General features: G+C 72.7%; 19 protein-coding genes. 10 read left to right on the top strand and 9 right to left on the bottom strand.

What is annotated here, in order from left to right:
- From ACXVGS_RS11020 to ACXVGS_RS11010, 3 genes are all read left to right on the top strand, one after another.
- Positions 1–2,077 (top strand): ATP-dependent Clp protease ATP-binding subunit (locus ACXVGS_RS11020; protein ID WP_458536947.1); only part of this gene is annotated, 2,077 nt, incomplete at its 5' end.
- A gap of 163 nt (positions 2,078–2,240) precedes the next feature.
- Entirely contained in the window at positions 2,241–3,422 is a 1,182-nt protein-coding gene (locus tag ACXVGS_RS11015) for an LCP family protein (protein ID WP_458531246.1), read from the top strand.
- An 18-nt stretch (positions 3,423–3,440) separates the two neighbouring features.
- A complete protein-coding gene (locus ACXVGS_RS11010) occupies positions 3,441–3,935 on the top strand; it encodes an amino-acid N-acetyltransferase (RefSeq protein ID WP_458528201.1) in 495 nt (164 codons plus the stop codon).
- A gap of 19 nt (positions 3,936–3,954) precedes the next feature.
- On the opposite strand, the gene ACXVGS_RS11005 is transcribed toward ACXVGS_RS11010, so the two are convergent.
- From ACXVGS_RS11005 to ACXVGS_RS10965, 9 genes are all read right to left on the bottom strand, one after another.
- The gene (locus ACXVGS_RS11005; protein ID WP_458528200.1) at positions 3,955–4,614 is read right to left on the bottom strand and encodes a DUF2461 domain-containing protein; all 660 of its coding nucleotides are present in this window, start codon (positions 4,612–4,614) and stop codon (positions 3,955–3,957) included.
- An 18-nt stretch (positions 4,615–4,632) separates the two neighbouring features.
- The gene (locus tag ACXVGS_RS11000; protein ID WP_458536946.1) at positions 4,633–5,598 is read right to left on the bottom strand and encodes an ABC transporter ATP-binding protein; all 966 of its coding nucleotides are present in this window, start codon (positions 5,596–5,598) and stop codon (positions 4,633–4,635) included.
- Positions 5,595–6,407, bottom strand: a complete 813-nt coding sequence (locus ACXVGS_RS10995; RefSeq protein ID WP_458534382.1) for an ABC transporter permease — start codon at positions 6,405–6,407, stop codon at positions 5,595–5,597. The genes ACXVGS_RS11000 and ACXVGS_RS10995 overlap by 4 nt, the downstream gene beginning before the upstream one ends.
- Positions 6,400–7,206 carry an ABC transporter permease gene (locus tag ACXVGS_RS10990; protein WP_458528197.1) on the bottom strand — a complete coding sequence of 269 codons (807 nt, stop codon included), beginning with the start codon at positions 7,204–7,206 and terminating at the stop codon, positions 6,400–6,402. Before ACXVGS_RS10990 ends, ACXVGS_RS10995 begins: the two co-directional genes overlap by 8 nt.
- Positions 7,207–7,252: 46 nt before the next feature.
- The gene (locus ACXVGS_RS10985) at positions 7,253–8,146 is read right to left on the bottom strand and encodes an A/G-specific adenine glycosylase (RefSeq protein ID WP_458534381.1); all 894 of its coding nucleotides are present in this window, start codon (positions 8,144–8,146) and stop codon (positions 7,253–7,255) included.
- 17 nt (positions 8,147–8,163) lie between these two features.
- Complete coding sequence (disA, locus tag ACXVGS_RS10980; RefSeq protein ID WP_425465317.1) at positions 8,164–9,243, bottom strand: DNA integrity scanning diadenylate cyclase DisA; 1,080 nt, start codon at positions 9,241–9,243, stop codon at positions 8,164–8,166.
- Between the two features lie 111 nt (positions 9,244–9,354).
- Positions 9,355–10,728 (bottom strand): DNA repair protein RadA, encoded by a 1,374-nt coding sequence (radA, locus tag ACXVGS_RS10975; protein ID WP_141789496.1) that lies wholly within the window; start codon positions 10,726–10,728, stop codon positions 9,355–9,357.
- A 57-nt stretch (positions 10,729–10,785) separates the two neighbouring features.
- On the bottom strand, positions 10,786–11,493 hold the full coding sequence (locus ACXVGS_RS10970; RefSeq protein ID WP_458528195.1) for a class I SAM-dependent methyltransferase: 708 nt from the start codon (positions 11,491–11,493) through the stop codon (positions 10,786–10,788).
- A 14-nt stretch (positions 11,494–11,507) separates the two neighbouring features.
- Positions 11,508–12,428 (bottom strand): hypothetical protein, encoded by a 921-nt coding sequence (locus tag ACXVGS_RS10965; RefSeq protein ID WP_458536945.1) that lies wholly within the window; start codon positions 12,426–12,428, stop codon positions 11,508–11,510.
- A 124-nt stretch (positions 12,429–12,552) separates the two neighbouring features.
- Here ACXVGS_RS10965 and ACXVGS_RS10960 point away from each other — a divergent pair, with 124 nt between their 5' ends.
- From ACXVGS_RS10960 to proC, 7 genes are all read left to right on the top strand, one after another.
- Positions 12,553–13,485 (top strand): Ppx/GppA phosphatase family protein, encoded by a 933-nt coding sequence (locus tag ACXVGS_RS10960; protein ID WP_458531249.1) that lies wholly within the window; start codon positions 12,553–12,555, stop codon positions 13,483–13,485.
- Between the two features lie 24 nt (positions 13,486–13,509).
- Positions 13,510–14,316 carry a sugar phosphate isomerase/epimerase family protein gene (locus ACXVGS_RS10955; RefSeq protein ID WP_458528192.1) on the top strand — a complete coding sequence of 269 codons (807 nt, stop codon included), beginning with the start codon at positions 13,510–13,512 and terminating at the stop codon, positions 14,314–14,316.
- Positions 14,313–14,891: a TetR/AcrR family transcriptional regulator gene (locus ACXVGS_RS10950; protein WP_458528191.1), complete on the top strand. Its 579-nt coding sequence runs from the start codon at positions 14,313–14,315 to the stop codon at positions 14,889–14,891. The genes ACXVGS_RS10955 and ACXVGS_RS10950 overlap by 4 nt, the downstream gene beginning before the upstream one ends.
- Positions 14,892–14,945: 54 nt before the next feature.
- The gene (locus ACXVGS_RS10945) at positions 14,946–15,674 is read left to right on the top strand and encodes an ABC transporter ATP-binding protein (RefSeq protein ID WP_458528190.1); all 729 of its coding nucleotides are present in this window, start codon (positions 14,946–14,948) and stop codon (positions 15,672–15,674) included.
- Positions 15,671–16,405, top strand: coding sequence for an ABC transporter permease (locus tag ACXVGS_RS10940; RefSeq protein WP_458528189.1), 735 nt, complete (start codon positions 15,671–15,673; stop codon positions 16,403–16,405). Before ACXVGS_RS10945 ends, ACXVGS_RS10940 begins: the two co-directional genes overlap by 4 nt.
- A gap of 107 nt (positions 16,406–16,512) precedes the next feature.
- The gene (locus ACXVGS_RS10935) at positions 16,513–17,472 is read left to right on the top strand and encodes a proline dehydrogenase family protein (protein ID WP_458528188.1); all 960 of its coding nucleotides are present in this window, start codon (positions 16,513–16,515) and stop codon (positions 17,470–17,472) included.
- Between the two features lie 66 nt (positions 17,473–17,538).
- Positions 17,539–18,345 carry a pyrroline-5-carboxylate reductase gene (gene proC, locus ACXVGS_RS10930; protein WP_458528187.1) on the top strand — a complete coding sequence of 269 codons (807 nt, stop codon included), beginning with the start codon at positions 17,539–17,541 and terminating at the stop codon, positions 18,343–18,345.
- Positions 18,346–18,394: the final 49 nt, after the last annotated feature.

The raw sequence follows: 18,394 nt of genomic DNA, 5'->3' as shown, positions 1-18,394 counted from the left end.
GCTGTCCGGCTACCAGGGCAAGGAGCCGACCACGACCGGTGGCCCGCAGGAGGGCACCCCGTCGGGTTCGCTCGTGCTCGACCAGTTCGGCCGCAACCTGACCCAGGCGGCCCGCGAGGGCAAGCTCGACCCGGTCATCGGTCGCGCCAAGGAGATCGAGCGGGTCATGCAGGTGCTGTCCCGCCGCACCAAGAACAACCCGATCCTGATCGGCGAGCCCGGCGTCGGCAAGACCGCCGTCGTCGAGGGCCTGGCCCAGGACATCGTCAAGGGCGAGGTGCCCGAGACGCTCAAGGACAAGCAGATCTACACCCTCGACCTCGGCGCGCTCGTCGCCGGCAGCCGCTACCGCGGTGACTTCGAGGAGCGCCTGAAGAAGGTCCTGAAGGAGATCCGCACCCGCGGCGACATCATCCTGTTCATCGACGAGATCCACACCCTCGTCGGTGCCGGTGCCGCCGAAGGCGCGATCGACGCGGCGAGCATCCTCAAGCCGATGCTGGCCCGCGGCGAGCTGCAGACCATCGGCGCGACGACGCTGGACGAGTACCGCAAGCACATCGAGAAGGACCCGGCCCTCGAGCGCCGGTTCCAGCCGATCCAGGTGGCCGAGCCCAACCTCGCCCACGCGATCGAGATCCTCAAGGGCCTGCGGGACCGCTACGAGGCGCACCACCGGGTGTCCATCACCGACGGCGCCCTCGTGAGCGCGGCCAACCTGGCCGACCGCTACATCAACGACCGCTTCCTGCCGGACAAGGCGATCGACCTCATCGACGAGGCGGGCGCGCGACTGCGCATCCGCCGGATGACCGCGCCGCCGGACCTGCGCGAGTTCGACGAGCGGATCGCCCACGTGCGTCGCGAGAAGGAGTCCGCGATCGACGCGCAGGACTTCGAGAAGGCCGCGTCGCTGCGTGACGACGAGAAGAAGCTGCTGGCGCAGAAGGCCGAGCGCGAGAAGCAGTGGAAGACCGGCGACATGGACGTCGTGGCGGAGGTCGACGAGGAGCTCATCGCCGAGGTCCTCGCCGCCAGCACCGGCATCCCCGTGTTCAAGCTGACCGAGGAGGAGTCCTCGCGACTGCTGCACATGGAGGAGGAGCTGCACAAGCGCATCGTCGGCATGGACGACGCCATCAAGGCGCTGTCCCAGGCGATCCGCCGCACCCGCGCCGGTCTGAAGGACCCGCGTCGTCCCGGTGGCTCGTTCATCTTCGCCGGCCCCACCGGTGTCGGTAAGACCGAGCTGGCCAAGACGCTCGCGGAGTTCCTCTTCGGCGAGGAGGACGCCCTGATCCAGCTCGACATGAGCGAGTTCAGCGAGAAGCACACCGTCTCGCGGCTGTTCGGCTCCCCGCCCGGCTACGTCGGCTACGAGGAGGGCGGCCAGCTCACCGAGAAGGTGCGCCGCAAGCCGTTCTCCGTCGTGCTCTTCGACGAGGTCGAGAAGGCTCACCCCGACATCTTCAACAGCCTGTTGCAGATCCTCGAGGACGGCCGCCTCACCGACTCCCAGGGTCGCGTGGTCGACTTCAAGAACACCGTCATCATCATGACGACCAACCTCGGCACCCGCGACATCGCCAAGGGCGTCTCGCTCGGCTTCTCCGCCGGGTCCGACACCCGCACGGGCTACGAGCGCATGAAGAACAAGGTCCAGGACGAGCTCAAGCAGCACTTCCGCCCCGAGTTCCTCAACCGCGTGGACGACATCATCGTCTTCCCGCAGCTCACCCAGGAGGAGATCGTCGCGATCGTCGACCTGATGGTGGCCAAGCTCGACGAGCGGCTCAAGGACAAGGACATGGGCATCGAGCTCACGCCCGCGGCCAAGAACCTGCTCGCCAAGAAGGGCTACGACCCGGTGCTCGGCGCCCGTCCGCTGCGTCGCACGATCCAGCGCGACATCGAGGACGCCCTGTCCGAGAAGATCCTCTACGGCGAGATCAAGGCCGGCGAGATCGTCCTGGTCGACACCGACGACGACGAGAAGAACCCGCAGTTCACCTTCCACGGCACCCCGCACACCGCGGCGCCGGACTCCCCGCCGGTGGAGACCGCCGGCACGGAGTGAGCGAAGGCGCCCTGACGGGACGCTGACCAGCAGGTATGCCGAGGGGCTGGGTGCGCTCGCACCCGGCCCCTCGCGCGTGCCCGGGCACACGGCATACCGGCCGGGGGTGGCCACGACGGCATGGTGCCGCCGTCGTCCGCGGGCCATCTCGTACGGTGTGGGGATGCGCCCGACCCGATCTGCCCACCTGACCCGTCGCCGCCTGCGGGCGGCCGGCGCCGGGGTCGTCGCCCTCGCGCTGGCCCTGGCCGGCTGCAGCGGCTCCGACAAGCCGGCCCCGAAGGCGGCCCCGTCGTCGACGAGCATGCCTGCCCCGACGCCGAGCCCGTTCCAGGCCAAGGGCCTGCCGGCCGGGCTGCTGGCGGCGGTCAAGCCCATCTACGTCGGAGGCGCGGTGCCGGCCTCGTCGTCGGCGGCCGCGGCGCTCAAGGCGCGCAAGGTCACCCCGGGGGCGAAGGTCACCGTGGCCGGGTCGGTCAGCACGTGGAAGGGCGCGCCCATCGCGGTAGTCACTGCGGGCAAGGACGTCACGCTGGCGGTGGGGCCGAAGTGGAAGGTCGTCGGCGGCTGGTGGCCCTCGCTCGGGGTGGCCAAACCCGCGCTGGGCGGCGCGCAGCGGGTGCTGTTCATCGGCACGGACGCGCGACCGGGTGAGAGCGTGATGCGGGCGCGCGGCGACAGCCTGCACATCGTCGGCTTCAACGGCAACGGGGCCGGCGGCATCGTCGGGATTCCCCGCGACTCCTACGTCCCGCTCGCGACCGGCGGGCGGGGCAAGATCAACTCCGCGCTCATGTTCGGCGGACCCTCGGGCCAGACCCGCACCGTCACGAACCTCACCGGGGTACCGGTCGAGGGCTACGTCGTCACCGGCTTCCAGGGGTTCATCTCGCTGATCCATGACATCGGCGGCGTGACGCTCGTGAGCCCGCGCGCCTTCACGGACAGGTACTCCCGGGCGAACATCAAGAAGGGCGCCAACCACCTGTACGGCCAGGCGGCGCTGGCCTACGCGCGCACACGCCACGCCCTCCCGGACGGCGACTTCGGCCGCTCCCGCAACCAGGGGACGCTGATGCTTGCCGGCGCCGCGCTCGTCCGGCTCGCCGGTCCCGCGAAGCTGCCCACGCTGCTGCACAAGACCTCGCCGTACCTGGCCACGAACCTCAGCGCTGAGCAGGTGCTCCTCTTCGCCGCCTCCGCGTACGTCACGCCGGCGTCGCACATGCCCAACCGGGTCGCGGTCGGCGGGTTCGGCATGACCTCGGACGGCCAGTCCATCGTCAAGCTGGGGTCCTACGCGCAGTCCCTGTTCGCGGACATCCGCGACGGCAGCCTGCGCTGAGCGGCTAGCGTCTGCACCGTGATCGAGGTCCGTCGTGCCCGCGCCGGTGACGTGCGTGCCATCCGTGCGCTCGTCGAGCCGCTGACCGCCACCAGGGTGCTCGTCGCCAAGGACGCGGTCGCCTACTACGAGTCGCTGCAGCAGTTCCGGGTCGTCGAGGACGACGGCCGCGTCGTCGGCTGCGGGGCGCTGCACGTGATGTGGGAGGACCTCGCCGAGGTGCGCACCCTGGCCGTGCACCCCGCCGCCAGCGGCCAGGGGGTCGGCAGCCAGCTGCTCGACGCGCTGCTGGACGACGCCCGCGACCTGGGCATCAAGCGGGTGTTCTGCCTGACCTTCGAGGTCGACTTCTTCAGCCGGCACGGGTTCGAGCCGATCGAGGGGCAGGCGGTCGAGCCCGAGGTCTACGCCGAGCTGTTGCGCTCCTACGACGAGGGCGTTGCCGAGTTCCTCGACCTGGAGCGGGTCAAGCCCAACACCCTCGGCAACACCCGCATGCTGCGCACCCTCTGACGACGAGAAGCCGGCGGGCTCAGCGGCGCCCGCGGGAGGCGGCGGTCGACGGGCCGACATGCTCCGTCAGCCAGGCGACCAGGGGAGCCATGGCTCGCCAGTCGGCGCGCACCCGGTCCAGCGTCGTGACCGAGCACAGCCACACCGGCTCACCGTGGCGGTGCCGTGCCGTCAGGCTCTTGTGCCGCATCAGGTCCAGCCGCGGGTGGTCCTCGGCCACGCCGCGCGGGCGCGTCCGCAGCTGTTCCCCGCCGATGTCGAAGCCGTCGGCGGCCAGGGCCTCGACGATCCCGCGCAGCCGCTCACCCGTGTGGTCGTCGTCGACCCCCCGGCGCAGCCGCTCGACCTGGTCCGGCGCCGGCCGGAAGACTCCGCCCGCGGTGGTCAGGCCCCCGGCGCCCACCTCGACGTACCAGCCCATCCCGTCGGCGACCCGCACCACGGCGCCCTGGTGGTCCTTGTAGGGCCGCTTGTCGTGGGAGAACCGCAGGTCGCGCTGCGGTCGGTAGACATGGGGCTCCCCGAACTCCCCGGCGAGCGCCTCGACGAGGAGGGTGAGCGGCTCACGCACGCTGACGGCATACCGCTGCTCCTGTCGGCCCCAGAACTCCTTGCTGTTGTCCTGCTCGAGCTCGCCGTAGAACCGCACGGCGTCGCGCGGGATGCCCTCGAAGACCACGCCTCGACTGTAGGGCGGTCAGCGGGTGGTCTGGTAGATCCGGCGCACGACGTCCTCGATGTCCGGCTCCTCGACGGACAGGTCGCGCACCGCAGCCTGGGTCGACACCGCCGTCAGCACCTCGGCCGCGGTGGTCACCTCCGCGTCGAAGGACAGCCGCTGACGCATCCCCTCACCCTCGCTGCCGATCAGCGTCGCCCCCGGTATGCCGTGCAGCTCCGGGGTGGGGTCGGCCAGGTCGACCACGAGGACGCGCTGGGCGCCCACGGTGGCCGCCAGCCCCGGCAGCGTGCCGTCGTAGGCGAGGCGGCCACGGTCGACCACCAGCACCCGGTCGCACAGGCGCTCGACGTCGCCCATGTCGTGGGTGGTGAGCAGCAGCGTGGTGCCGCGGCTGGCGCGCTCGTGGCGCAGGAACTCGCGCAGCCGCTGCTTGCTCAGCACGTCCAGGCCGATCGTCGGCTCATCGAGGATGAGCAGCTCGGGGGAGTGCAGCAGGGCGGCGGCGATCTCGGCGCGCATCCGCTGGCCGAGGGAGAGCTGGCGCACCGGGGTGTCGAGGGTGTCGCCCATCTCCAGCTGCTCGACCAGCTCGCGGGTGCGCGCGGCCGCCTCCCCGGCACCCAGCCGATGGATCGCGGCCAGGATGGCGAAGGACTCGCGCAGCGGCAGGTCCCACCACAGCTGGGAGCGCTGGCCGAAGACCACGCCGATCCGGCGGGCCAGGGCACGCCGCTCGCGCACCGGGTCCAGGCCGCAGGTGCGGACCGTGCCCGAGGACGGCACGAGGATGCCGGTGAGCATCTTGATCGTGGTGGACTTCCCGGCACCGTTGGCGCCGATGTAGCCGACCGCGGCGCCGGCCTCGATGTCGAACGTCATCGAGTCGACGGCGACGAGCTCGGTGATCCCGGCACGCCGGCCCTTGCCGCGGCGCCGGAAGGCGCGGGTCAGGTCCTGCAGGCTCACGATCGCGTCGGTCATCCGCCGCCTCCCTGGTAGTGCCTGGTGCCCCAACGCCACAGCAGCGCGGCCAGCCCCCACACCCAGGCGGCGGCCAGCGGCGTCAGCCATGCCAGCCACGTCGGCAGCCCGGCCGGCCCTGGCAGGCCGAGGATGGCCAGGGTGGGCAGGTAGGCCGTGAAGGCCACCGGGAAGAGGTAGCCGAAGACCAGCTTGAGCGGGGCGGGGAAGACCGCCGCAGGCTGGCTGGAGGCGTAGGCGCCGCCGTAGGTGAAGGAGTTCGTCAGCTCGGAGCCGTTGACGAGGAAGAACTGCAGCGCGGCGGCGCAGGTGAACAGGCCGGCGAAGATCGCCGTCCCGAAGGCGACCGCGATCCCGAGCATCGCGAGCGGCGCAGGGCCCCAGTCGATGTCGTTGAGGGCCAGGCCGAAGCCGAGGGCGACCAGCGCGACGACGATGCGGGTCATCCGCCGCAGCGAGATCTCACTGGTCATCAGCTGGGCCAGCAGCGGCAGTGGCCGGACGTAGAAGGCGTCGACGGTGCCGGCCCGGATGTAGGTCGGCAGCGTGTCCAGGTGTCCGACGAGCAGGTCGGCGGAGGAGAACGCCAGGTTGGACAGGCCGAACAGCAGCAGGATCGCGTGGAAGTCGAGGCCGCCGAGCACGTGCACGTTGTGGAAGACGATCCAGATCTCGGCCAGCTCGGTGACCCCGATCAGCAGGCTGCTGGTCAGGTCGAGCGCGAAGCCGGTGCGGTATGCCCGCTGGGCCCGCACCCGTGAGGCGAGGATCGCGCGGTAGGGCGTGGCCCACGTCGTCGTCTCAGCCACCCTGCACCACCAGCTTGGTGCGCCCGGCGGTGGTCAGCGCGCGGCCGGCCACGCAGGTGACGGCCACCCAGAGGACCTGCAGCCCGAGGGCGCGCCAGGCGTCGGCGCCGGTGACGTGGCCGGAGATCACGTCGACCGGGGTCTGCAGGATCGAGGGGAAGGGCGTCGCCGCGGCGAGGGCGTGCAGCCAGTCCGGGAACAGCCCGACGGGGACGTACAGCCCGGCCAGGAAGCTGCTCGTGACGGCGTAGAAAGTGCGGACGCCGCGGGTGTCCAGCAGCCAGAAGCCGAGCACGTTGACGGCGTAGCGGCAGTAGAAGGAGATGGTCACGCCGAGGGCGACGCTGAGCAGCCCCATCGCGTAGGGCAGCGCCACGGTCGGCAGGGCGATCCCGACGGTCAGCGCACCGACCAGCACGCTGGGGATGCCGCGCGGGATGAGGCTGTACGCCGCGCGGCCGAGGTCCTCGGCCAGGTGCCAGGTCTGCAGGTCCACCGGGCGGGTGAAGTCGACCGCCACGTCACCGGTGCGGATGCGGTCCCCGATGTCGGCGATGCCGGTGAGCGTCACCGCCCCGATCAGCCCCTGGGAGAGCCAGACGTAGGCGCTGGCCGTGCCCTTGGTGTAGCCGGCCAGGCTGCCGCCGGCGCTGTCGATGGCGGCGAAGAGGATCGCGGCACGGATGAAGCCGAACACGACGTTCGTGGCCAGCCCTGCGAGCATCGCGAGGCGGTAGCTGGACTGCCGGCGGAAGCCCGCGGCGACCAGCCGCCCCCACACCTCCGCCGTCGCACGCACAGTCGAGGGAACTTACTCGCCGCCTGCCCGCCCTGCAAGCACTTCGTCAGGCCGGCAGCCGGAACCTGTTGCCGGACAACGGTTCCACCAGCCCGTCAGCCACCAGCGAGTCGAGGCAGCGGTCGCGCTGCGCCGGTTCGTCCGGCCACGCCCGCGCCAGGTCCTCGCCGTCGACCGGCCCGCTGGCCTCCCGCAGCACCCGCAGGAGCGCGCCTCGGGCCTGCCGGTCGGTGCCGTGCCAGGCCTGCCCCTTCCGGGCCGGCCCGTCGTATGCCGGGTGGCCGGCCAGCCGCCACGCGCACAGGCCCGCGACGGGGCAGTCCGCGCAGCGGGGAGCGCGCGCCGTGCAGGTCAGCGCCCCGAGCTCCATCACCCCCACGCTCCAGGTCCGCGCCCGGTCGGCGTCCCCGGGCAGCAGCGAGGTGGCCAGGTCCATCTCGGAGCGGGTGAGTGATGGGGACGCCTGCGCCCGGCCCTGGACCATGCGCGCGAACACGCGTCGCACGTTGGTGTCGACCACCGTGGCGCGCAGCCCGAAGCCGAAGCTGGCCACCGCCGCAGCGGTGTAGGTGCCGACGCCGGGCAGGTCGAGCAGCTCCTCGTGGCTGCCGGGCACCTCGCCGCCGTGCCGCTCCACCATCGCCGTCGCGGCCGCGTGCAGGCGCAGGGCCCGGCGCGGGTAGCCCAGCCGGCCCCACGCCCGCACGGCCTCGCCGGGGGCCTCGGCCGCCAGGTCCGCCGGCGTCGGCCAGCGGGTCAGCCAGGCGTGCCAGACCGGCTCGACCCGGGCGACCGGGGTCTGCTGGAGCATGACCTCCGAGACGAACACGCCCCACGGGGTCGCGTCAGGCGAGCGCCACGGCAGGTCGCGCTGCGCGACGGCGTACCAGTCGAGGACCTGCTCGTGCAGGACCGGGGTGGGGACCGCGGTGGAGCTCACGACGAGAGTGGGACCGCTCAGACGTAGCGCTCGAGGATGCTGGACTCGGCCAGGCGGGACAGGCCCTCGCGGACCGCGCGGGCGCGGCCCTCGCCGACGCCGTCGACGGCCATGAGGTCCTCGAGGTTGGCGGCCAGCAGCTTCTGCAGGCTGTCGAAGTGCTCGACCAGCCGGTCCACGATCGCGCCGGGCAGGCGAGGCACCTTGGTGAGCAGGCGGTAGCCGCGCGGGCTGACCGCCGAGTCGAGGGCGTCGCCGACGATGGAGAAGCCCAGGGCCTTGGCCCCCGCGGCCAGGTCGAGCAGCTCGGTCGAGGACAGCGCCATGAGGTCGGCGAGGACCTCCTCGACGTCCTTGTCGGTCTTGGCCGAGGGCAGGTAGTCACGGATGACCAGCTCGCGGTCGTTGCCCAGGCCGCCGGTGAGCTCCTCGAGCTGCAGGGTGAGGAGGCGGCCGTCGGTGCCGAGCTCGATGACGTAGCCGGCGATCTCGTCGCTGATCCGTCGCACCATCTCCAGGCGCTGCAGGACGCTGGCGACGTCGCGCACCGTGACCAGGTCCTCGATCTCGAGGGCGGACAGGGTGCCGGTCACCTCGTCGAGGCGGGACTTGTAGCGCTCGAGGGTCTGCAGGGCCTGGTTGGCGCGGGACAGGATCGCGCTGGAGTCCTCGAGCACGTGGCGCCGGTCGGCGACGTAGAGGGCGACGATCTGCATCGACTGGCTCACCGACACCACGGGGTAGCCGGTCTGCTTGGCGACGCGCTCGGCGGTGCGGTGGCGGGTGCCGGACTCGTTGGTCTCGATCGAGGGGTCGGGGACGAGCTGGGTGGCGGCCCGCAGGATGCGGGTGCCTTCGCGGTCGAGGACGATCGCGCCGTCCATCTTGGCGAGCTCGCGCAGGCGGGTGCTGGAGAACTCGACGTCGAGTGGGAACCCGCCGGTCGACAGCGCCTCGACGGTGCGGTCGTGCCCGAGGACTATCAGCGCCCCTGTGCGGCCGCGCAGGATGCGTTCGAGCCCGTCACGCAACTCGGTGCCCGGAGCGACAGCGGCCAGCGTAGCGCGCAGCAACTCGTCGTCGCTTCGTTCCACGATGATCGGGGTCTCCCTCGCGCCAGGTGGGCCTGTGTCATCAGCCCCGTTGTCGCGCAGTCTAACGGCCCGCGACCTGCTGCGAGTGCTCGTGACGCGCCCGTGACCCGCGAATCAGCGAGGGCTCGTCGTGGCCTGCTGCACGGCGCTGAAGATGTCGCCGACCTCGTGCACCTTCAGCCCCTCCGGCATCGTGCCGGAGCCGAGGACGCCGGTCGGGACGATCGCGGTCCGGAAGCCGAGCCGGGCCGCCTCGGCCAGCCGGCGGGGGATGCCGGTGACCGGACGGATCTCGCCGGCCAGCCCGACCTCGCCCATGGCGACGGTGCCTTGCGGCAGCGGTCGGTCCTGGACGGCGCTGGCCACCGCGAGCGCGACCGCCAGGTCGGCCGCCGGCTCGGTCAGCCGCACGCCGCCGACGGTGGACAGGTAGGTGTCGGCCTGGCGCAGCGGGACCCCCGCCCGCCGGTCGAGCACGGCCAGGATCATCGCCACCCGCGAGCTGTCCAGGCCGCTCGTGGCCCGCCGGGGCGTCGGGATCTGGGTCGGCGCCACCAGCGACTGCACCTCGGCGACCAGCGGCCGGCGCCCCTCCAGGGTGACGGTGACGCAGGTGCCCGGGACGACGAGGGTGCGGCTGGACAGGAACAGCCCGCTGGGGTCGGGCAGGCCGACGATGCCGACGTCGGACAGGTCGAAGCAGCCGACCTCGTCGGTGGGGCCGTAGCGGTTCTTGACCGCGCGGACCAGCCGCAGGCGGGAGTGCCGGTCGCCCTCGAACTGCACCACGACGTCGACGAGGTGCTCGAGCATGCGGGGACCGGCGATCGAGCCGTCCTTGGTCACGTGGCCGACGAGCAGCATGGCGATGCCGCGGGACTTGGCCGCGCCGATCAGCGACCCCGTGACCTCGCGGACCTGGGAGACGTTGCCGGCCGCGCCCTCGACCTCGGCGCTGGAGATGGTCTGCACCGAGTCGACGACGACCAGGTCCGGCTCGAGGCGCTGGACCTGGGCGAGCACGGTGGCCAGGTCGGTCTCGGAGGCGAGGTAGAGCGACTTGGCCATCGCCTCGATCCGCTCGGCACGCACCCGCACCTGGGCGGCGGACTCCTCGCCGCTGACGTAGAGCACCGTCGCGCCCTCGCGGGCCGCGCGTGCGGCGACGTCGAGCAGCAGCGTGGACTTGCCGATGCCGGGCTCGCCGGCGACGAGGACCACGGCGCCGGGCACGATGCCCCCGCCGAGCACCCGGTCGAACTCCCCGACCCCGGTGCTGCGGGCCTGGGCCCGGCGGACGTCGATGTCGCCGATCGGCAGGGCGGGGCGTTCGACGACGGCCGCCGGCGCGGTGCGCACGGAGACTGCGCCCACCTCGCTGACCGTGCCCCAGGCCTGGCACTCCCCGCACCGGCCGACCCACTTGATCGCCGCCCAGCCGCACTCGGAGCACTTGTAGCTGGGCTTGGTCCCTGCCTTTGAAGCCATGCCGCAGACCGTAGGGGAGCCCACCGACACGGGATCGCCGCCCCCGCGCGCCGTGCCTCAGCCGAAGGTGCGCCACCACAGGTTGACCGCGTAGTCGACGCCAAGGCCCTGGTGTTCGGCCAGGATCCCGTCGGCCACGGTCGGGGCGAACTCGATCCGCACGACCGCCTCGAGGTCGGACCGGGAGGCGAACTGCCACCGGGTGTCGACCTGCTCGCGCTGCCACCCCTGCCGGCGCCAGAACCGCTCGACGGCGACCGGGTCGTAGGCCGGCATGGCCCGGCGGAACCAGCCGCCGAAGGTCGAACGGGTGGCGTCGTTGTCGATGACGAACGCCGTGCCGCCGGGCGCGAGCACCCGCGCGAGCTCGGCCAGCCCCGGCTCGCAGCCCGGGCCGAAGAAGTACGCCCACCGGGCGTGGGCCACGTCGACCGAGCCGTCCTCCAGCGGCAGCTCCTGCGCCGCGCCGTCGACGACCTCGACGTTGCCCAGCCCCACGACCCGCTGCCGGGCCAGGTCCACCAGCGGCTCGTGCGGCTCGACCCCGACCACGGACGCGGCGTCCTGCGCGAACCGGGGCAGGTGGAAGCCGCTGCCGCAGCCGACGTCGAGCAGGCGCTGCCCGGACCAGTCGTGGATGCCCCGCATGGCGGCCTCGATCGCCCCGTCCGGGTCGACCCCGCGGTTCTCGACCTCGTAGACGTCCGGGGTGTCCCAGATGTTGGGGCTCGGGATGGCGTGGTCGGAGGCGGGCTGGTCGCTCACCGGTGCACCTCGGTTCACTTGTCGCGCTTGGCCTTCGGCGGCTTTCCGGCCTTGCCCGCCCCGGCCCTGCCCGCCCCGGCCTTGCCCGCCCCAGCCTTGCCCGCCCCGGCCTTGCCCGCCCCGGCCTTGCCGGCCTTCGCGCGGGGCTCGGTGGCGGCCTGGGCCTGCAGCGTCGCGGGGTGGACCAGCAGCGGCAGCAGGGTCCGGGAGCCCTTGGACCGGGCCGCCTTGACCACCGCGAGGTGGGCCTCGCAGCGGACGACCAGCTCGTCATACGCGGCCTGCCCCATGAGCTCGACGAGCTCACCGCGGTTGCTGCGGTAGACGGGCTCCTTGCCGACGTGCGCCTCGGGGTTGCCTGAGCAGTACCAGTCGAGGTCGTGCCCGCCGGGGCCCCAGCCGCGGCGGTCGTACTCGCTGATGGACACCTCGAGGTAGGACGACTCGTCCGGCAGCTCCACCGTGCGGTAGGTGCGGCGGATCGGCAGCTGCCAGCACACGTCCGGCTTGACCGTGTGCGGCTCCAGGCCACGGCGCACCGCGTGCTGGTGCAGCGCGCAGCCGTCGCCGGCGGGGAAGCCGGGGCGGTTGAGGAAGATGCAGGCGCCGTCGACCACGCGGGTCTTGAGGTCGCCGTCCTCCTTCTCGGTCCACTTCCCGTCCTGGCCGAGGTCGTGCATCTGCCACTCGTCCGGGCCGAGCCCGGCCACGGCCCGCTTGACGCGCTGCACGTCGTCCTTGTCGGTGAAGTGGGCGCCCAGCGTGCAGCATCCGTCGGAGGGCCGGTCGGCATAGATGCCGTGGCAGCCGCTGCCGTAGATGCAGGTCCACGACGAGGTCAGCCAGGTCAGGTCGCACCGGAACCGCTGCGCAGGGTCGGTCGGGTCGGTGAACTCGACCCAGGTGCGGGCGATGTCGAGCGGGGTCTCGGGCACCCGCCCAGCCTAGGCTCCCCGCACCGGTCCTGACCCGGTATGCCGCGCCGCGGCTGCCGCGCCCGGCCCACTCCTGCGGCGCGGAAGCGGCGTGGGGGTTGCGGGGTGACCTAGCCTGAGGACCATGCGGCTCGGTGTGATCGACGTCGGCTCCAACACCGTCCACCTCCTGGTGGTCGATGCCCACGCCGGCGCCCACCCGCTGCCGGCCTACTCGCACAAGATCGAGCTGCGCCTCTCGGAGTACGTCGAGGACGACGGCCGCATCTCCACCGTCGGCGCCGACCGGCTGGTCGAGTTCGTGCACGAGTGCCTCGTCATCGCCGAGGACCGCGGGGTCGAGGACCTGCTGGCGTTCGCGACCAGTGCCATCCGCGAGGCGCCCAACGGCGAGGCGGTCCTGGCGCGGGTGCGGGACGAGACGGCCACCGACCTGCAGGTGCTCTCCGGCGAGGACGAGGCGCGGCTGACCTTCCTGGCCGTGCGCCGGTGGTTCGGCTGGTCCAGCGGGCACCTGGTGGTGGTCGACATCGGCGGAGGCTCCCTGGAGCTGGCCGCCGGCCTGGACGAGGAGCCGGACGCCGCGATCAGCCTGCCGCTGGGTGCAGGCCGGCTGACCCGCGACCACCTGCCGGACGACCCGCCCAGCACGGAGGCCGTCCGGGCGCTGCGGACCTCCATCCGGGCGGACATCGCCCGCAGCCTGCGGCAGCTGACCCGCACCGGGGTGCCGCACCGCGCGGTCGGGACGAGCAAGACGATGCGCTCCCTGGCGCGGACGCTGGGCGCGGCGCCGAGCGGTGAGGGCCCCTACGTCCCCCGGGTGCTCGAGCTCAAGGCGCTGACCGACCTCGTGCCGCGGCTGGCGGCGATGACGCATGCCGAGCGTGCCGAGCTGCCCGGGGTGTCCGCCTCGCGGGCGCCGCAGCTTCTCGCCGGGGCACTGGTCGCCGAGGCGTCGATGGACCTGCTCGAGCTCGACCGCCTCGAGATCTGCCCATGGGCCCTGCGCGAGGGTGTGATCCTGCGCCGACTGGACTGGATCACCGGCGACTGAGCAGCCCTCGTTAGGCTCGTCGCCATGTCCGCCGCCGTGCAGGTCCCCGGGGCCAGGGTTGCCCTGTCGACCGCCTCGGTCTACCCCGACAGCTGCGCGGCCGCGTTCGACCTGGCCGAGCGCCTCGGCTACGACGGGGTCGAGGTCATGGTGCAGACCGACCCCGTCTCCCAGGAGGCCGGCGCGCTCGGCGCGCTGGCCCGGCTGCACGGCATACCGATCGTCTCGGTGCACGCGCCGACGCTCCTGCTCACCCAGCGGGTCTGGGGGCCGGACGCCTGGACCAAGGTGGACAACTCGGTCCGGCTGGCCCAGGAGGTGGGCGCCGGCACGGTGGTGCTGCACCCGCCGTTCCGGTGGCAGAAGGACTACGCCGCGGAGTTCGTCGACGGCATCGCGCTGCGCGAGCACGACAGCGGCATCAAGCTGGCCGTGGAGAACATGTTCCCCTGGCGGGCCCGTGGCCGGGAGCTGCTGGCCTACCTGCCGCACTGGGACCCGGTGACCCAGCCCTACGACAACGTCACGCTCGACCTGTCGCACACCGCGACCGCCGGCTCCGACGCGCTGGCCATGGCCGCCGCCCTCGGCCGGCGGCTGGCCCACGTCCACCTCGCCGACGGCCTCGGCTCGGCCAAGGACGAGCACCTGGTGCCCGGACGCGGCAGCCAGCCCTGCGGCGAGCTGTTGGAAATCCTTGCCGCACAAGGGTTCTCGGGGTCGATCGTGGTGGAGGTCGGCACCCGCCGGCTGAGCGAGGAGGAGCGCGAAGTCGACCTGGCCGAGGCGCTGGCGTTCGCCCGGCTGCACCTCGCGGCGGCGCGGGTATGAGCCCGCGGGGGCGCCGACCGGCGGGGGAGGACACCCGCGCGGTCATCCTCGCCGCGGCGCGCCAGGAGTTCGCGGGCAAGGGGTATGACGCGAGCTCGCTGCGGGCGATCGCCCGCACCGCCGGGGTGGACCCGGCGCTGGTGCACCACTACTTCGAGGGCAAGCCGGAGCTGTTCGCCGAGACGATGGAGCTGCCGGTGCGCCCGGCCCAGGTGGTAGCGGCGCTGCTCGACGGCCCGCGCGAGCAGGTCGGCGAGCGGGTCGTGCGCACGTTCTTCGGCATCTGGGACAGCCCGGACGGGCGCGAGCGGCTCGTCGCGCTGATCCGCTCGGCGGTCAGCCACGAGGAGGCCGCGCGGATGCTGCGGGAGTTCCTCGCCCGTGAGGTCTTCGGGCGGATCGCCTCGGCGCTGGGCGTCCCCGACCCCGAGCTGCGGGCCGGCCTGGCCGTCTCGCAGATGGTCGGCGTCGCGCTGATGCGCTACGTCATGGGCCTGGAGCCGATCGCGTCGGCGGACCCCGAGGAGCTCCTCGCCCACCTGGCGCCGACGCTGCAGCGCTACCTGGCCGACTGACCTGACCGAAGACCCTTGTGCCGGCCCAGCCGTCGGCCTATATTTCATCACGTGATGAATAGCCAGCTCGAGCCCGCCGTCGTCGCGGACGGCCTGCGGGTGGTGCGCGGGGACCGCGAGGTGCTGCCCGGCGTCTCGCTGACCGTCCCCCGCGGTGAGGTGGTCGGCCTGCTCGGCCCCAGCGGCGGCGGCAAGACCACCCTGTTGCGCTCCATCGTGGGGGTGCAGGTGGTGCACGGCGGGACCGTGACCGTGCTGGGGCAGCCGGCCGGCTCGGCCGGGCTGCGCTCGCGCGTGGGCTACATGACCCAGGACGCCAGCGTGTACTCCGACCTGACCGTCCGCGAGAACCTCACCTACTTCGCCGCGGTCCTGGGCGCCTCGCGGGACCGGGTCGAGGAGGCCATCGGCGAGGTCGACCTCGCCGACCACGCCGATGACCGGGTGGACCGGCTCTCCGGCGGGCAGCGCTCCCGGGTGTCGCTGGCCGCCGCCCTCGTCGGCCACCCCGAGCTGCTCGTCCTCGACGAGCCGACCGTGGGGCTCGACCCCGTGCTGCGCCGCGACCTGTGGGACCTGTTCCACCGCCTGGCCGCCGCTGGCACGACGCTTCTCGTCTCCAGCCACGTCATGGACGAGGCAACCCGTTGCGACCGGCTGCTGCTGCTGCGCGAGGGCCGCATCCTCGCCGACGACACCCCGCACGGGCTGCTCGCCCGCACCCACGCCGCGGACGCCGAGGAGGCGTTCCTGGCCCTCATCGACGCAGAGGTGCGCGCATGAACCCCCGCCTGACCCTGGCCACCGCCACCCGGGTGCTGCGCCAGGTCCGCTCCGACCACCGCACCCTGGCGCTGCTGCTCGTCGTGCCCTGCGTGCTCATCGGGCTGCTCGCCTGGATCTTCCAGAACACCCCCGTGTTCGACCACATCGGGGCGCCGCTGCTCGGGGTCTTCCCGTTCGTCGTGATGTTCCTCGTGACCAGTGTGACCACGTTGCGCGAGCGCTCGACCGGCACGCTCGAGCGGCTGCTGTCCACCCCGCTGGGCAAGGGAGACTTCCTGGCCGGCTACGCGCTGGCCTTCGGGGCCCTGTCGGTCGTCCAGGCCCTGGTCGCCACGGCCTTCGCCGTCTGGGTCTGCGGGCTGGACGTCGCCGGTGCGCTGTGGCTCCTGGTCGTCATCGCGGTCGCCGACGCGGTCCTCGGCACCGCCCTCGGGCTGTTCTTCAGCGCCTTCGCCCGGACCGAGTTCCAGGCCGTCCAGTTCATGCCGGCGGTCGTGCTGCCGCAGTTCCTGCTCTGCGGACTGCTCATCGCCCGCGACCGGCTGCCCGACGTGCTCCAGGCCGTCTCCGACGTGCTGCCGCTGTCCTACGCCGTGGACGCCATGAAGACCGTGACGACGAGCGTCGACGCCGGCCCCGACGTCGCCGGGGACGTGGCCATCGTGGCCGGCTTCATCGTCGGTGCCATCGCGCTGGGCTCGCTGACCCTGCGTCGCCGCACGCCGTGACGAGGAGCACTTCCGTCGGGCACTAGCCTGTGCGCTGGCAGGCACCCACGAGGAGCCGGCCGGCAACGCGGCGAGGACCCTCGCCGGCAGGTGAGCAAGCGGAGGACATGACCGTGGTGGATGCGAGCGCCGTGCTGCGCCAAGGGCTGCTGCAGCTGAGCAAGAGCGACCAGGTGCGCAGCGTGATCGAGAGGGCGCCGGTGAGCCGCAGCGTGGTCAAGCGCTTCGTGCCCGGTGACGCCACGGGCGACGCGGTCCGGGCCGCCGGCGACCTGGCCGCGACCGGCCGCCTGACCACGATCGACTACCTCGGCGAGGACACCCTCGACCTCGCCCAGGCGCAGGCGACCCGCGACGCCTACCTGGCCCTGCTGTCGGCGCTGTCCGACGCCGGCCTGACCCAGGGCGGCAAGGCCGAGGTCAGCGTCAAGCTCAGCGCGGTGGGGCAGTACCTCCCCGGCGACGGCGAGAAGATCGCCCTCGAGCACGCCCGCGAGATCTGCGAGGCGGCGGCCAGGGCCGGCACCACGGTCACCCTCGACATGGAGGACCACACCACGACGGACTCCACGCTGCAGGTCCTGCGCGAGCTGCGCCAGGACTTCCCGTGGGTGGGGGCGGTGCTCCAGGCCTACCTGCACCGCACCGAGGCCGACTGCCGCGACCTCGCCGCCGCGGGCAGCCGGGTCCGCCTGTGCAAGGGCGCCTACAAGGAGCCCGAGTCGGTGGCCTTCCAGTCCAAGGAGGACGTCGACAAGTCGTACGTCCGCTGCCTGAAGGTGCTCATGGCCGGCGAGGGCTACCCGATGGTCGCCAGCCACGACCCGCGCCTGGTCGAGATCGCCGGCGCGCTCGCGGCCAAGCACGACCGTGCCGCCGACTCCTTCGAGTACCAGATGCTCTACGGCATCCGCCCCGAGGAGCAGCGCCGCATCGCCGACCGGGGCGACCAGATGCGCGTCTACATCCCCTACGGCGAGGAGTGGTACGGCTACCTCATGCGCCGGATGGCGGAACGCCCCGCCAACACGATGTTCTTCCTGCGAGGCTTGGCCACCAAGGGCTGACGCGGGCGGCCGGCGTCCGGGGCGGACCCGGGCGCCGCTGCCGGCCGGCGGACGAGGGAGGACGGCATGGGCACGGTCGCGATCTTTGGTGCAGGGGTCATGGGCGAGACCCTGCTGTCCGGGCTGGTGCGCGCCGGCCGCGACGCCGGCGACATCATCGTCACCGAGCGCCGGGAGGACCGGGCCGCCGAGCTGCGGGCGAAGTACGGCGTGCGCAGCATGGCCAACGCCGACGCCGCCGCGGCCGCCGACACCCTCGTGCTCGTGGTCAAGCCACAGGACATGGGTGGCCTGCTGGAGGAGATCCGTGACCACCTGACGGCGGGCAGTCTGGTCGTCAGCCTGGCCGCCGGGATCACCACGTCATACCTGCAGGAACGGCTGCCCGAGGGCACGCCGGTGGTCCGCGTCATGCCCAACACCCCGGCGCTGGTCGACCAGGGCATGGCGGCCATCAGCGCCGGCAGCCACTGCGACGAGGCGCACCTGGCCGAGGCCGAGCAGCTGCTGCGCTCGTGCGGCAAGGTGCTGCGCGTCCCCGAGAAGCACCAGGACGCGGTGACCGCGATCAGCGGCTCCGGGCCGGCCTACATCTTCTACGTCGTCGAGGCGATGATCGAGGCCGGCGTGCTGCTGGGGATGCCCCGAAGCACCTCCACCGAGCTGGTCGTCCAGACGCTGTACGGCGCGGCGACCATGCTCAAGGAGACCGGCCAGCACCCCACGGTGCTGCGCGAGCAGGTCTCCAGCCCCGGCGGCACCACGATGGCCGCGCTGCGCCAGCTCGACGACCACAAGGTCCGGGCCGCGTTCCTCACCGCCATGGAGGCCGCCGCGGCACGCTCGGCCGAGCTCGCCTCGGGCAACGACTGAGACCGGGCGAAACCCGCTCGCCCGGCGGATGTCTGTCGTGTGATCCTCT

This window comes from Oryzihumus sp. (assembly GCF_054325275.1).
The sequence above is the reverse complement of the archived record's forward strand: the minus strand, read 5'-3'. Positions and strand labels throughout refer to the sequence as shown.

Excerpts from the sequence above, each read along its gene's own strand:
- ACXVGS_RS11015 (WP_458531246.1), top strand. The coding sequence starts at position 2,241 with ATGCGCCCGACCCGATCTGCCCACCTGACCCGTCGCCGCCTGCGGGCG.
- ACXVGS_RS11000 (WP_458536946.1), bottom strand. The coding sequence starts at position 5,598 with ATGACCGACGCGATCGTGAGCCTGCAGGACCTGACCCGCGCCTTCCGG.
- radA (WP_141789496.1), bottom strand. The coding sequence starts at position 10,728 with ATGGCTTCAAAGGCAGGGACCAAGCCCAGCTACAAGTGCTCCGAGTGC.
- ACXVGS_RS10960 (WP_458531249.1), top strand. The coding sequence starts at position 12,553 with ATGCGGCTCGGTGTGATCGACGTCGGCTCCAACACCGTCCACCTCCTG.
- ACXVGS_RS10955 (WP_458528192.1), top strand. The coding sequence starts at position 13,510 with ATGTCCGCCGCCGTGCAGGTCCCCGGGGCCAGGGTTGCCCTGTCGACC.
- ACXVGS_RS10950 (WP_458528191.1), top strand. The coding sequence starts at position 14,313 with ATGAGCCCGCGGGGGCGCCGACCGGCGGGGGAGGACACCCGCGCGGTC.
- ACXVGS_RS10945 (WP_458528190.1), top strand. The coding sequence starts at position 14,946 with ATGAATAGCCAGCTCGAGCCCGCCGTCGTCGCGGACGGCCTGCGGGTG.
- ACXVGS_RS10940 (WP_458528189.1), top strand. The coding sequence starts at position 15,671 with ATGAACCCCCGCCTGACCCTGGCCACCGCCACCCGGGTGCTGCGCCAG.
- ACXVGS_RS10935 (WP_458528188.1), top strand. The coding sequence starts at position 16,513 with ATGACCGTGGTGGATGCGAGCGCCGTGCTGCGCCAAGGGCTGCTGCAG.
- proC (WP_458528187.1), top strand. The coding sequence starts at position 17,539 with ATGGGCACGGTCGCGATCTTTGGTGCAGGGGTCATGGGCGAGACCCTG.